The organism is Tolypothrix tenuis PCC 7101, from assembly GCF_963874875.1.
Lineage (GTDB): Bacteria > Cyanobacteriota > Cyanobacteriia > Cyanobacteriales > Nostocaceae > Aulosira > Aulosira tenue.
Map to the genome: position 1 here is coordinate 6,209,863 of NZ_CAWNJS010000001.1, position 14,343 is coordinate 6,224,205.

Genomic DNA, 14,343 nt, shown 5'->3' on the forward strand with positions numbered 1-14,343 from the left:
ACTCGCGGCATATTTAAAAAGTAAAAAGTAAAAGATATTTCTTTTTACTTTTTACTTTTTCCTTGTACCTGAGGTATTGATTATGGCAAGTATTAGTCAGGGTCACTCTCATCCTCATCCTAATTACCATCCACCAAACTATAAACGCTCTGGTTCTTTTGATATTCTCCAACCTTTGCGCCGTCTGGTAGATGGTATTCCGGTAAAAAATGCTCGTTTTGCCCATCTACTCTGTAGTGTAATACCTTGCTGTTGCCCTTTTGAGCGCGATATCAATTTATTTGGGCGGACTTATCATGTTCCAGCACTGTGCAAATTTAATCCTTTGTATGACGAAGTCGTTAGTTTGCGCTTCCGGGCTTTATCTTTTCTTGCCGATGAATGTGGTGAGGATGTAACGAAATACATTTGTTAGACCTAGACATTAATCAATACCCATTACCTATTACCATTAGTCATCACTTATTAGTCATTGGTCATTGGTCATTAGTCATTAGTTCTTAATTTATTTAAATGACAAATGACAAAGGAAAGAGAACACTTAACACCAATTCTGTAAAATTCAGCAATAATTCTAAACTCATAAATCTAGACAACTCAGGTTTTCTTAATTTTGAATTTTGAATTTTGAATTTTGAATTGGTATACTGCCATCCAGCAAGAGAAGAGAGATGAAAATCACCCAAGGCAAAATTAACGAGCTGCTTAGTGAGCCAGGATGCGAGCATAATCAGCACAAGCAGAGCGAAAAGAAAAATAAATCTTGTGCCCAACAAGCACAACCAGGCGCAGCTCAAGGGGGTTGTGCTTTTGATGGCGCAATGATTGCTCTAGTACCAATTACTGATGCTGCTCATTTAGTCCACGGGCCGATCGCCTGTGCTGGTAACTCCTGGGGTAGTCGTGGTAGTCTCTCTTCTGGCCCCATGCTTTACAAAACGGGCTTTACCACAGACTTAAGCGAAAATGATGTCATCTTTGGTGGTGAGAAAAAGCTCTACAAAGCTATTGTAGAAATACATAAGCGCTATAACCCAGCAGCCGTGTTTGTTTACGCCACCTGTGTGACGGCTTTGATTGGTGATGATATAGATGCTGTTTGCAAAACTGCGGCAGAAAAATTAGGAACTCCTGTGATCCCGGTAATTGCGCCGGGATTTATTGGCAGCAAAAACCTGGGTAATCGCTTTGGCGGTGAAGCTTTGCTGGAATATGTAGTTGGTACAGCAGAACCTGAACACTTTCAACAACACCGCTGATGATATGATTTTCCGACTGATTTGAATGGATTCCCATGAAAGTTTACGGTTACGCCCGCGTGAGTACACAAGAACAAGCTGAGGAATTTGACGCGCTAAATCAGCAAGTAGCCAGATTAAAAGCTGCGGGTGCAACGGAAGTTTTAATAGATATCGAGTCAGGACGCAACGATGAGAGAAAACAGTATAACGAGTTGCTGAAGTTGGTACAACAAAACCAAGTTGATGAAATTATCATCACTCGCGTCGATCGCTTGGGTAGAAGTGTGATTACTATCCATAAAGCGATCGATGTTTTTGTGAGGCATAATGTCAATCTGCGGATATTGGATGCACCCGTTGACCCCAATTCCCCCTTTGGCTGGTTTAGTATTAATCAAATGTCGGGGTTGGCAGAATTTGAATCCAGGCTGTTATCCCAACGAATTCGCCACGGAAATAATTATTTTCGCCAGCAGTTAAAATATTGCGTTCCTCCCTTCGGATATACGAAAGACGAAAATCAGCGGTTAACCCCTAACCATAATATTCACGCCAAGTCAGGAAAGACTTACTTTGAGTTAGCCAAGATAATTATCGACTTAACCCTCTCGATGCGATCGCTTAAGGATGTGTGCGATTATATTTACACCGAATATGAAATAGTTTTTAGTGTCGCTGGCTTGCGAGATTGGGTGAAAAATCCCGCACTGCAAGGGCATACAGCTTATTTTTTCCGCAAAAAGAAAGGCATTAATCGGGAACCAATTATTAATTTCAATACCCACGAAGCCTTAATTACCGCCGCCACAGTAGAAGCTATCCAACGCAAGCTGTCAGAAAATAAGAAGTATCGCAGTTCTGCAACATCCACCCGTGGCGATTATCCACTCGCAGGTTTAATTAAATGCGCTCATTGTGGCGGCAGTATGTATCGTAACCTTTCCCGCCACAAAACCAAAGTTGAGTACATCCGCTGCGTTAATTACAATAAACCGGGAAAATATCACTGCGAAAATTCTAAATGTACCCGACTGCGGGAAATCATCGCCCAGACGATCGCAGCTTTATGTGAAAATGCACCCCATTTAATCGAACACCTAGAAATGCAGTCAACCACAATGCAGGTGACGAATACCAAAGACATCGACAAATTCACCAATGAATTATCCGTACTGCGGGGACTTCGCAGCTCCAACCCCGATATCATGGAAGCGATCGCCAAAATTGAGGCGACAATTAACACCCTATCAACACCCACGAGAATTGTTGATAGGGATGCTTTTGAAAATGCCAAAAGAAAAATAGCGATCGCTTCTCAAGCTACATTCTGGGAATCGCTGCATGATTCAGAATTGCGATCGGCTTTGGCTGAGTTCGTAGAGAAAGTTGAGGTAGATTCGTCAGGAACTATCACTCCTACCTTTAAATTGCCATTAACCCTATCCTCAATGCGCCCATAGGTTTTAATGAACTCTTCTGGAGACATATTCCCAACCTCCAAGTCCCCGTAGTATCTTTCATAAGCTGCGAGTAACTTGTCATTGAGCATTTTTAGCACTTTTTGAGAATGTGTTGAACTCATAAAACATTCTGTAGCGATGTTTTTAGGTTATTTCTTGGGTAGAATTTTTCTGTTAGCAGTGAACGACTTGCACAACGCTAAGTTCAAGCACAGAGACGCTTGCAGCTAAAATTTTCACACTAGTACCGCAAGGCAGAATTCAAAATTCAAAATTCGTCTTAAAAAGTTTGCTCAACGGGGGGAACCCCCGCACGCAACTTTTCGCAAAATTCAAAATTAAGATAGGATAAGGGTTTTGTTGATTTTGAATGGTCTGTTTATTTACGCCGTGCTGTACTAGTTCTTTTAGCAGCTTCCCCACTGAAAAAAGCTTCTCGTGCGTTACGGCTATATTAAACACAAAACCAAAAAACTAGTTACTCAACAAAAAATAGAAAATAATTTTGGAGGGGGTTTGGGGGACGCAACCGTCACCCAATCGGGGGTTTGGGGGAGAATCCCCCAAGTCTGCTGGCTTTTTTAATAAGTGACAAATCAATCACTAATGAGCTTAACCCAAGCGTATTGGGCTATATTATTGATATTTTTTCAGAAATCAAATCAGATTCCTATAGTTTGATTTAAAAAAATACCAGTATTTAATAGTAAAATTTTCTCAATTAATAGCTAATTTTCCACTTAGAATAACTTGCATTTTCAGGCTGAAATAGTCAGGCATTTATTTAGATAAATCTCTATCTTGCTTATATATTTAAAACTAACAAAGCCCCGAAATAAATTCAGGGCTTCGCTATATAAACCATTTATTAAATGCCAGCTATAAATCTTTGCCAGCGCTTTTATCTATGTAACTATCTTCGCTTAATTCTTTGCTGAAAGCTAGGGGAGATCTACCCAACTTTTACCTAATTTTGCTTAGGTAGCTGTTTAATATTTTTTTTAGCTTTGAAAACACACCCCACTCGCAATACTTGTCGGTTAAGGGGAAAAAGGGGAATGGTAAAAGGGAAAGAAAAAACCTTTAACCCTTCACCTTTAACCTTTTCCCCAAAACCAATTTTGAGTTCAAAATGCTTAACCGAGTAGTAGTGCCCCCACTCTTCTGTATTTCATCAAAAAACTCAGTATAATTAACTAGAAGCTTAAGCAAATATAGAACAGTCTAAATGAGCTAAGGTTTACACAAAAACAATTTTCAATCATCATCCAATCCTAAAATTGTAGAGTGCGTTAAGCCATAGGTTAACGCACTCTACTGAATTGATATCACCAGTTTTGCAACACATTACTGCTGTTGTCTAAGTTGCTGTTGGAGTTTCAATGTTTCCATCTGCTGTCTTTGTTGATTTAGTTGGAATTGTTCAAATGGTTGCTGTCTTAATTGATTTTGGAGTCTAAGTTGTCCATATGGTTGTTGTGGATTTAGTTGATTTTGCAATCTAAATTGTTCAAATCGTTGTTGCTGTCGGAGCATTTGTTCATCTTGCTTCTGTCTAAAGTTTTGCCATAGTTTTTGAGAAGATGATTGTTTTGCCAAGTTTTGGCTTTCTTGTTCTAGCTGTGGTTGTTTTGGAAGTATCGTTTCACCTATATCGGCTCTTACAGCAGAAGAAATGATGAATTCTGTTGCTAAGACAAGAAATAATAGCCCTGATTTAACTAAAAATGAATGCTTCATACAGTTTTCTCAAAAAGGTAGTTTTTTGTTTTTGTCACTAGGTTAAAGTTAAATATTTACCTTTTACTTTCTATTTTAATTGGGTACAACTTTTTTAGGGATACGCTGAGTAAAATTCAGACATGAATTACAGAGGGTAGAGGGGTAATAAGTAATCGCACAGAATTATTTACACATGATTTTCAAGTCTGGATAAGGGTTTCATCCCTGAATTTTGTGTAACTACTTAAAACAACGAGCTTATGTCATCAAAGGTGCAGATCAGTCTTTTTGTCTTCTCTTGCATCCTCTTCCTACTGAAGACATAAATTTCCTTAACTGAACTGTATTGTGCAGTCTATCATCCTCTGTCGTCTCACCCTGCATCTGCAATCCCAGATGGCTGGCGATTGTTTCACTTAAGCGACGATGGTCGATCATGGCATATACTGTTTCGTCGAGGAGGGCGATCGCTTGATCGCGGCGAGATAGGGATATTAAATTCTGACTCATTGAAAAATTCTCCATCATCATCTAAACTAAAATATGAGTAAAGCTCATTTTTAGAGTATGATAAATAATCATATTTTGTCAAGACAAATGTGAGTAATACTCATATATTTATCAAAGCCAGGGAGGTAACTATGACAGAAAGCCCATCAAGCGCAGGTGGAATGCGCCGCAAACCCCGCCAAGCGCGCAGTCAGGAACGAGTCAACCGGATTATTGATGTGGCAGAAGAACTGTTTATTTCTCAGGGCTATGCTGCAACTACAACCAATGCGATCGCATCTCACGCACAGATACCCATCGGGTCACTTTACCAATTTTTTCCGGACAAGACAGCGATTATGCAGGCTTTGGCATTGCGGTATGAGGAAAGTCTGCATCAAAAATTAGCAATACTCGACAATTCTGAACTGGTAAAATTGCCTTTATCTGTGCTGGTTGAGCAGTTGATTGATATCACCGAGCAGCATTTCTCTGAAAATCCCGGCTACTTTGCAATTTTCATGGAAGTTCAGGGTGCTATACCTGAAGTGCAAGCAGTTGGAGATGCTGCTGATGCTGAACTGATTAAAGATTTCGCCACGTTACTCGCGCAGAGGGAAGCAGGGTTAGAGACAGCAGACTATGAAGCGATCGCCTTTGTGTTGGTAAAAACAATCAGTACCTTAATGTGGCTTTCCCTCAATCAAGAGCAACAGTTTAGGCAGCGACTGGTAGCAGAAATGAAGCGTTTCAGCTTAAGTTATCTGCAAAGTCACTTCTCATCTAGCAACTTACCAGATGAGAATTCGGAGAGAAAAAATTGACTTGTTTTATCTTTGAAGATATTCACCCAAGTAATTTAACGATAATTTACCTACAGAAGAATAAAATTCAATTAATGCTTGACTTGCGTAATTCCATCTTGATGAGAATTGTCTATTGATGTGGTGATGATTGCCTCAATCTGACAGATTTATCACACTAATTCAGCCGATTTATTGAAGTATTTTTCTAAGGGAGAATAGGCAAAGAAGAGTAAAACCCAAAAATAGTCCCATAACTCTTGATTAAGATATGCCACGCCAATGGAAATCAATGCACATATCGGTTCAATTAAAGCTTTGGTTTTCATTGAGCGGATTGTCGCCTCATCCAAATCACTATCTACTAATTTGCGATCGCCTGTCGCATAAGACCAACTTATCCAAGAAACAAACCCAATTACAGCAATATTTAAACTAAACCAAACTTTGACCAGAAAATTATCAGGAAATGTCATGACTAAATCATTGGATAAAGGCACTAAAAACAAGACCATTAAATACCCTACAGAAATCCACAGATGGGTTTCATTAGTTCTCCGCAAATACTTTAATTGTCGGGAATGAGAAATCCAATAAGTTGCGACTAAAATAAAGGTGATAACATAAGTTCCTAAAGGTTTTACCTGACTAAACAAAAACGCATTGATATCACCATCAGTCATAGCTTTAGCATCTTCTGGCAAGTCAAATGCAATCACCATTAAAGCCATCGCAAAAGCAAAAATAGAATCACTTAGACGTGCTAAAGATAAAATACTTTCGGAAATATTGTTATTAGTTTGAATAATCTTATCTTGCTCTATTAATCCCTTCATAATTTCATCATCTTCACAACATTAGAGAAAAATAGATCCCCGACTGATTGAAGAAGTCGGGAATCTGACCGTAACCAACTTCTCATAAATTGAAGTAAATTCTATGCAGATTCTTTTAAGAGAAATTGAATACCATGTCTAGCGCGGAGGGTAATAGATATCTGAAGTTCAATGTTTTGATCGCTAACGAGATCCAGTTGGAATTTTTGGGCGATAGTTGCTAGTAATAAAACAGCTTCCATCAGGGCAAAACTCTTACCAATACAAACACGAGGCCCATCACCGAAGGGGAAATACACGCCACGAGGTAATTGTTTTTCTAGGTCATTAGCCCAGCGTTCTGGCTGAAACAATTCTGGTTCAGAAAAATAACGCCCATCACGGTGCATAGCCCATTGACTAACAATTAAGTTTGTTCCTTTGGGAATAAAATAGCCACCAATTTCACAATCTTGGGTTGCTTCCCGTGAAATTTCGGTAACAGGAGGATACAGGCGCATGGATTCTTTAATCACCCAATTGGTGTAAGTTAACTGGGGTAAATCAGCCAGAGTTGGTGCGCGTCCGTTCAACACTGTTTTGAGTTCTGCACTGAGTTTTTCGCGGACATCGGGATTTTGCGCCAATTGCATGAATGTCCAAGAAAGGGCGTTAGCAGTGGTTTCGTGTCCTGCCAAAATTAATGTTACGGCTTCATCTCGCAATTGTTTATCAGTCATGCGGCTACCATCATCCGCATCTTCGACTTGCATCAGCATTCCCAATAAATCTTTGCCTGTTGTCCCACTGGCGCGACGCTGTTGAATGATGCCATAAATGGTTTCATCAAATAAGGCGATCGCTTTTTGATAACGTTGTTCCATCTCCTTAGCACTCATTTCTTGGGTATTTTGTTTTATTTCCCCAATTTCCGACAGTGCAGACATGACATCTTTGGCTGTTTGATATTCAAACCAGTTCATTGTTTCATCCAGCGCATTGCCAACACTATCTGCGGCTGTATCCTGTAAATTCTGATCAAACAGGGTTTTCATCACGATGTCGAGGGTGAGGCGCATCATGGCTGCTTGTATATCCTTCACATCCCCATCTTGCCAAGTTTTTAACATTTGCTCGGCATAATCCACCATCACCGCACCATAACTGTTAATCTGCTGTTGATGGAAAATCGGTTGGGCTAGTCGTCGTTGTCGCAACCAAAAATCGCCTTCACTGACTAACAAGCCATTACCTACAACTTCATGTATTAGTTGCAGTTCTGGTGTTTTGACAAACAAGAGTCTGTCTTTTAACACTTCAGTAATATATTCGGGATTGGTCAACAGACAGAACCATTGATCGTCAAATTTCAGAGGAACGATACCTTCATATTCTTGGGTACAGCGTTGCATAAATCCAAGATGATCGCGGCTGTATTCTTCCAAAGCGCTTACAGGATTGGGATGGGGTAGGGTCAGTAAATTCTTGCTCATTGTCAGAGACTCCATGAAGTTGCTGGATTATATGAGCTTTGCTCATATTTAAATAATATGAGTATCATTCATGTTTGTCAACAAAAATGTGAGTAATCCTCGTTTATGAAGCAACTTTTCGACAGCGACTAGTACAAGAAGGCTGTACCCCTAGGGAAAAGCGTAGCGTCTTTGCAAATAAATAAGCTTGTCTAATAAGCTTTTGAGGCATTGAGAATGGTTGCTTTATTTATGCCGTGTTGTACTACTAGCAAGAAACGAAACGGTTAATCTGAAACTAATTGCAATTTTCCCAGTGACAAAGATGAGTGAGCCGCTACCTCTAAAATTATCCTGATAGCAAACGCATTAGTGAACGTAAGTGCCACAAGTCTTTACCTGCCCAGATTTTAGCTTCCTTACCGAATGGGCTAGAATCTAGCAATGCTTGCAGTTCTTTTTCAAATACATCATTGGAGTTGTGAACCAAAATGTGAACAGGTTCAGCACCCAATTCCAGCATGAAGCTAACAACACTGTAAACCAAATCGGGATCGCCGTAGATAGCGAAGCGCTTACCGTGAACCCAAGCATGGGAGTCAGTCATTGCGTCAACTGCACGACCGCGTTCGATTTCTAGTTCTTCAGGAATGGGTTTACCAGTCAGTTCGCTGAGTTTCATCAGGAACTCGTCAGTACCCTTGATACCCCAAGGACGAGAAACGACTACATCTTGCTTCCATTCTTTAGTGATGTAATCACGAGTCTTAGGAGTAGAGTGAGCTTGCAGAACAACTGTAGCTTTAGCATTAATTGCATCTGCTGCATCTTCCAACTTAGTACCACCTGGGTACATATTAAATTCACCATCATTGGGTGAATCTACATAGTCGCTGCTATCTGAGAGCAGGGTGTAGTCAAAGCCCATCACAGAAGCGATACGCTTGATTTCGCGGTAATTGCCTACATAGGTGTCAAAACCAGCGATAAAGTTGATTTTGCCGTTGCTGCTGGATTTCTTCTTACCTGCTGTTAAGGTAGTCAGAATCCCTTTCATCATGTTGTCATAGCCAGTGATGTGGGAACCCACAAAGCTAGGAGTATGAGCGTAAGGAACTGGGAAATCTTGAGGAACTGAACCAGCACTCTTAGCGTTGTTAATAAACGCTTGTAAGTCATCCCCGATAACCTCAGCCATACAGGTGGTGCAGACTGCAATCATTTTGGGCTTGTAAAGAGTGTAAGAGTTTGCCAAGCCATCAATCATGTTTTGCAGACCACCAAACACGGCTGCGTCTTCAGTCATAGAAGAAGACACACCAGAGAATGGTTCTTTGTAGTGACGGGTTAAGTGGGTACGGAAGTAAGCCACGCAACCTTGAGAACCTTGAACAAAAGGTAGAGTACCTTCAAAGCCAGCAGCAGCAAACATAGCGCCTAAAGGTTGGCAACCTTTAGCTGGGTTAACTGTCAACGCTTCACGAGCGAAGTTCTTTTCACGATAATCCCAGCTTTTTGTCCATTCTGCAACCCGTTCTACTTCAGCGGGGTCATGACCGTTTTCAAACTCTTTCTTGTTTTGAAAAAGTTGTTTGTACTCGGGTTGGTGGAACAGTTGAACGTGATCTTGAATGTTATCTGGATTCTGAGGCATTTCTGGATCTCCAAGCTGACTGAATTCGTGACTGACTGGTCAAAGATGAGGATTTCGAGCGTGGGTAGGTAATGAGAGTTAGGGGTGGGAGTGGGAATATTATTCAAAATTCAAAATGCAAAACCAAAATTGACAATTTTGAATTTTTAATTTTGAATCTTGGATTCCCAAATCCCCCCTGGGGTTTTCAGCCCCAGGCCCCTTCTAAACTCTCGATTCCATTTCTCTAAACGGCAGCTTTAGCTTTAGCGCCAGCTTTTTTGCTCCAAGGAGCGCCGATTAGACCCCAGGTTGGGCTGTTGAGTGCCAAATCCATATCACGGGCGAAGATAGCAAATCCGTCATAACCGTGATAAGGGCCGGAGTAATCCCAAGAGTGCATTTGACGGAAAGGAAGACCCATCTTTTGGAAAACGTACTTCTCTTTCACACCAGAAGCAATCAAATCTGGCTTGAGTGCTTTAACAAACTCTTCAAATTCGTAAGCGGTCACGTCGTCATAAACGATGGTGCCGTTGTCGATGTAGTGAGTGGTACGTTTGTAGTCGTCGTTATGAGCAAACTCATAACCAGTACCAATCATCTTCATACCCAAGTCATAGAAAGCGGGTACAACGTGGCGAGGACGTAGACCACCAACCATCATAGCGACGGTCTTACCTTCCAAACGGGGGCGATATTTCTTAATAATCGCATCCATTGTGGGCTGGTACTTAGCGATGATCTTCTCAGCGTTTTCTTGGATCTTAGAGTCAAACTTAGAAGCGATTTCCCGTAGGGATTCAGCAATCTTAGTAGGCCCAAAGAAGTTGTATTCTAACCAGGGAATACCATACTTCTCTTCCATGTGACGGCTGATGTAGTTCATCGACCGATAGCAGTGGATGAGGTTAATTTTTACGTTTGGTGTCAGCATCATTTCGTTGATGGTGCCATCACCAGACCACTGAGCAACTACACGCAAGCCTAATTCTTCTAACAGAATCCGGCTAGCCCAAGCATCACCACCGATGTTGTAGTCACCAATAATAGCTACGTCATAAGGAGTAGAATCGAAAGGCAGTGTACCGTCTTTCTTGGCTTGGTCGGCTCTGGGGAATACCCAGTCACGGATTTGGTCGTTAGCAATGTGGTGACCCAAGGACTGAGAAACACCACGGAAGCCTTCGCAACGTACAGGAATAACAGGCTTGTTAATTTCTTTAGCTGCTTTCTTAGCTACGGCTTCGATGTCATCCCCAATCAAACCGATGGGACATTCAGATTGAATAGAAACACCACGGCTGAGGGGGAACAGTACTTCGAGTTCTTGAATCAGCTTTAAGAGTTTTTTGTCACCACCAAAAACGATGTCTCTTTCTTGGAAGTCGGAGGTGAAGTGCATGGTACCAAAGGTATCAACACCAGTTGTACCAATGTAGTAGTTACGACGACCAGACCAAGACCAGTAACCGCAACCTACAGGCCCGTGGCTGATGTGGATCATGTCCTTAATAGGGCCCCAAACCACACCTTTTGAACCTGCATAAGCACAACCACGAGCGGTCATTACACCAGGTAAAGATTTGATGTTAGACTTAACGCCGCAGTCAGACTTACCTTCTTCGTATACATTTAAGTGCTTTTCCCGTTTTTTCGCTGCTTTTTCGGGATAGGCTTGGAGAACTTCTTTAATTAGTTCTTTTCTTTCGTCAACGATATTCTTGTTTTCTGGAGGAGTCATTTCTAGTCTCTCTTGCTCCTAAGGAACCGGGATATTTAGGGTAGGGGATTTCCCCTATGGGGTTGGGGACTCTGCGTCCCCGTGGGGGATAAAAATTAGATCAAAGGTAAAAGGGAATTGATGTAGATGTTCCCTTTTCCTAAAACTTTGCTTACTTAGCGGAAGCTTCTGCAGGCTTACCGATGATATCTGCGTGCTTAGAATCGTCGTCGAGGATACCGTATTCGATCAACAGTGCTTCTAATTCATCCATTTCGATTGGTGTTGGAATGGTGAGGTTGGTGTTGTTGATGATTTTCTTAGCTAATGCACGGTATTCTTGAGATTGGTTGCTGTCAGGTGCGTACTCGTTAACAGTCATCCGACGCAATTCTGCGTGTTGAACGATGTTGTCGCGAGGTACGAAGTGAATCATTTGGGTGTTCAACCGTTTTGCCAAGGTTTCGATGAGTTCGTGTTCCCGGTCTGTCTTACGGCTGTTACAAATCAAACCACCCAAGCGCACACCACCGGAGTGAGCATATTTCAAAATACCACGAGCGATGTTGTTAGCAGCGTACATCGCCATCATTTCACCAGATGTAACGATGTAGATTTCTTGTGCTTTACCTTCACGAATAGGCATAGCGAAACCACCGCACACAACGTCACCCAATACGTCGTAAGATACGAAGTCTAGGTCTTGGTAAGCGCCGTTTTCTTCCAAGAAGTTAATAGCGGTGATGATACCACGACCGGCACAACCTACACCGGGTTCTGGACCACCAGATTCTACGCACTTAACGCCACGGAAACCGGTCAGCATTACTTCTTCGAGTTCCAAGTCTTCTACTGCACCGCGTTCAGCAGCCAAGTGAAGAACTGTGGTTTGAGCTTTAGCATGGAGCATCAAACGGGTGGAGTCAGCTTTAGGGTCGCAACCTACAATCATGATGCGCTGACCCATTTCTGCCATAGCTGCTAGGGTGTTTTGAGAGGTGGTAGATTTACCGATACCGCCTTTACCGTAGAAAGCTATCTGTCTAATGTTTTCGTCAGTCATGGTTCGTGTTTCCTGCAATTGGTTGGTTGGTGGGTCTTTTGCTTTTTTGCGTTGGGTCTCACACCTGTTGATGCTCAGAGTGAGTTTGTGTAGAACGTCGCCAGAGACGTTGGTATTGATTACCAGCCGGGGGCGATCGCTCCACAGCAAAAACTATCGGTAGTAAAGACATTTATCGTTCCTCGGTCAAATTAAATTTTTTTTCTTTTATTCTTTGTTAATAGCCATGAAAAATGACTATTAACAAAGGTAATTACGCACTTTTCAAATACTTGTGATTCAGAGATAAACACCTGGTAGGACTGGACTGTGAAGGATGAAGGTTAAAGGATAAAGGTTAAAATTTCATACTTAACACTTCATACTTCATTTGATGTCTTCGTCAATAATCAATCTTGCAGTCCAATTACTTGTTCAAAATAGCGGCTTTGACATTGGAGACACGAGCCATTGCAGCGCTAATATCATCAGCAGATACTCCGTTTGCAGCCATTGCATCGCTGAGGTGTTTAGCGACTACATCGAAGTGTTGGGGCTGGATATTCATACCTGTGTGGGTTTTATCCATTGGACGACCTGCATATTGCTTTGGCCCTTCCAGTAACTGAGCTACGAAAGCAACAAAGTGACCACGTTGCTTCGCCATATCTGTCTTAGCGAAGAATGTATTTACACTGCTGTCTGCTTGGATGCGTTTGTGTAAATCTGCAACTATTTTATCGAGAGTTGCTTGTCCACCAATCTTTTCGTACAGTGCGCTCATATCCTTATTCCTTTGAAGCGAGTTGGATTATGGAATTCGCAATTAGGCGTTGTATACTTGCCTATGTGCTTTAGCTGTCTGTTGTCGGTAGGACTGAATTCATTGATGCGAAGCGAATTGTCTGGGTCAAATCCTACTTTCTGTGTCTTAGCTGATGCACAATAGGTGTATTTGAGCAGTGCGTAAAGTCTCAGAGCAATGGCTCGACCGCTTCAACTATCAGGTTCTTGCTGACACGATCCTGCAATCTGGCTTCTATAGCAATCTTGAGAGTTGCTGTACTGCTAGAACAAGAACCACAAGCTCCTTGAAGCAGAACCTTGACGCGATCGCCATCTACATCGTAAAGTTCAACATCTCCGCCATCAGCAATCAGAACTGGTCTGACTTCTTCGTCTAAGACTTTTTGAATCAGTGCAATTTTCTGCACATTTGTGAGTCCGAGTTGTGATTGTTTAGCAGTAGCAATATCGGTTGCAACTTTCACGCCGTAGTTGTTGATTGCAGGTGTAGCGGCTTCTTGCTGAACTTCTTTAATAATATCATCAATATTCGCTAAACAGGAACCGCATCCGCCACCAGCTTTTACATAATTTGTTACTTGTTCCGCATCAGTGAGGTTATTTTCCCGAATCACGCGCCGAATCTTGGATTCGCTGATGCCAAAGCAGCTACAAATTAGCGCTCCTTCATCATCGTCATCATGAACATCTCGCGCAATGCCGCGATAATTATAAATAGCAGCTTCTAGCGCTTCTTGCCCCATCACAGAGCAATGCATCTTTGCCTCTGGCAATCCACCCAAGTAATCTGCAATATCTTTATTAGAGACATTTAAGGCTTCATCTAAGGTTAAGCCCTTAATCATTTCGGTTAAAGCACTGGAAGAGGCGATCGCACTCGTGCAACCAAAAGTTTGAAAGCGGGCATCAAGAATCTTATCGCTGGCGACTTCAACTTTTAGGTGTAGTCTCAAAGCATCACCGCAAGCAATGCTACCTACTTCCCCAGTCGCCACTTTCACCCCAGTTTCTTCAGCTTCTTCGATAACTCCCTGATTTTTGGGATTGTAAAACAATTCTAATACTTTATCTGTGTAGTCCCACATAGCCGATTTTAGATTTGCGAATTTGGATTGGGTATTGGGTATTGGGGAATG

12 protein-coding genes and 1 pseudogene are annotated in these 14,343 nt (G+C 41.8%); 4 read left to right on the plus strand and 9 right to left on the minus strand.

Annotated features, from left to right (window positions below; genetic code table 11):
• Window positions 1-82: 82 nt before the first annotated feature.
• The 3 genes and pseudogenes from AACU25_RS24540 to xisF all read left to right on the plus strand — a co-directional run bounded on the left by AACU25_RS24540 (window position 83) and on the right by xisF (window position 2,701).
• Window positions 83-415 carry a Mo-dependent nitrogenase C-terminal domain-containing protein gene (locus AACU25_RS24540; protein ID WP_096580132.1) on the plus strand — a complete coding sequence of 111 codons (333 nt, stop codon included), beginning with the start codon at window positions 83-85 and terminating at the stop codon, window positions 413-415.
• A 256-nt stretch (window positions 416-671) separates the two neighbouring features.
• Window positions 672-1,241, plus strand: a pseudogene (locus AACU25_RS24545) (nitrogenase component 1); the annotation flags it as partial.
• A 53-nt stretch (window positions 1,242-1,294) separates the two neighbouring features.
• Window positions 1,295-2,701, plus strand: a complete 1,407-nt coding sequence (xisF, locus tag AACU25_RS24550; protein WP_096580134.1) for a fdxN element excision recombinase XisF — start codon at window positions 1,295-1,297, stop codon at window positions 2,699-2,701.
• A 1,347-nt stretch (window positions 2,702-4,048) separates the two neighbouring features.
• Here xisF and AACU25_RS24555 read toward each other — a convergent pair.
• On the minus strand, window positions 4,049-4,441 hold the full coding sequence (locus AACU25_RS24555) for a hypothetical protein (protein WP_096580136.1): 393 nt from the start codon (window positions 4,439-4,441) through the stop codon (window positions 4,049-4,051).
• Between the two features lie 261 nt (window positions 4,442-4,702).
• Window positions 4,703-4,933 carry a hypothetical protein gene (locus tag AACU25_RS24560; protein WP_096580138.1) on the minus strand — a complete coding sequence of 77 codons (231 nt, stop codon included), beginning with the start codon at window positions 4,931-4,933 and terminating at the stop codon, window positions 4,703-4,705.
• 131 nt (window positions 4,934-5,064) lie between these two features.
• Here AACU25_RS24560 and AACU25_RS24565 point away from each other — a divergent pair, with 131 nt between their 5' ends.
• Window positions 5,065-5,736 carry a TetR/AcrR family transcriptional regulator gene (locus AACU25_RS24565; RefSeq protein WP_096580140.1) on the plus strand — a complete coding sequence of 224 codons (672 nt, stop codon included), beginning with the start codon at window positions 5,065-5,067 and terminating at the stop codon, window positions 5,734-5,736.
• Between the two features lie 152 nt (window positions 5,737-5,888).
• Here the strand turns inward: AACU25_RS24565 and AACU25_RS24570 are convergent, their stop codons facing one another.
• The 7 genes from AACU25_RS24570 to nifU form a co-directional block, all read right to left on the minus strand.
• Entirely contained in the window at window positions 5,889-6,551 is a 663-nt protein-coding gene (locus tag AACU25_RS24570; RefSeq protein ID WP_096580141.1) for a TMEM175 family protein, read from the minus strand.
• Window positions 6,552-6,652: 101 nt separating this feature from the next.
• On the minus strand, window positions 6,653-8,023 hold the full coding sequence (locus AACU25_RS24575; protein ID WP_096583988.1) for a cytochrome P450: 1,371 nt from the start codon (window positions 8,021-8,023) through the stop codon (window positions 6,653-6,655).
• 328 nt (window positions 8,024-8,351) lie between these two features.
• On the minus strand, window positions 8,352-9,656 hold the full coding sequence (gene nifK / locus AACU25_RS24580; RefSeq protein ID WP_096580143.1) for a nitrogenase molybdenum-iron protein subunit beta: 1,305 nt from the start codon (window positions 9,654-9,656) through the stop codon (window positions 8,352-8,354).
• Between the two features lie 226 nt (window positions 9,657-9,882).
• Window positions 9,883-11,379, minus strand: a complete 1,497-nt coding sequence (nifD, locus tag AACU25_RS24585) for a nitrogenase molybdenum-iron protein alpha chain (protein WP_096580145.1) — start codon at window positions 11,377-11,379, stop codon at window positions 9,883-9,885.
• Between the two features lie 151 nt (window positions 11,380-11,530).
• Window positions 11,531-12,421 carry a nitrogenase iron protein gene (nifH, locus tag AACU25_RS24590; RefSeq protein ID WP_096580147.1) on the minus strand — a complete coding sequence of 297 codons (891 nt, stop codon included), beginning with the start codon at window positions 12,419-12,421 and terminating at the stop codon, window positions 11,531-11,533.
• 406 nt (window positions 12,422-12,827) lie between these two features.
• The gene (locus AACU25_RS24595; protein WP_096580149.1) at window positions 12,828-13,184 is read right to left on the minus strand and encodes a group I truncated hemoglobin; all 357 of its coding nucleotides are present in this window, start codon (window positions 13,182-13,184) and stop codon (window positions 12,828-12,830) included.
• A gap of 190 nt (window positions 13,185-13,374) precedes the next feature.
• A complete protein-coding gene (nifU, locus tag AACU25_RS24600) occupies window positions 13,375-14,292 on the minus strand; it encodes a Fe-S cluster assembly protein NifU (RefSeq protein WP_096580151.1) in 918 nt (305 codons plus the stop codon).
• Window positions 14,293-14,343: the final 51 nt, after the last annotated feature.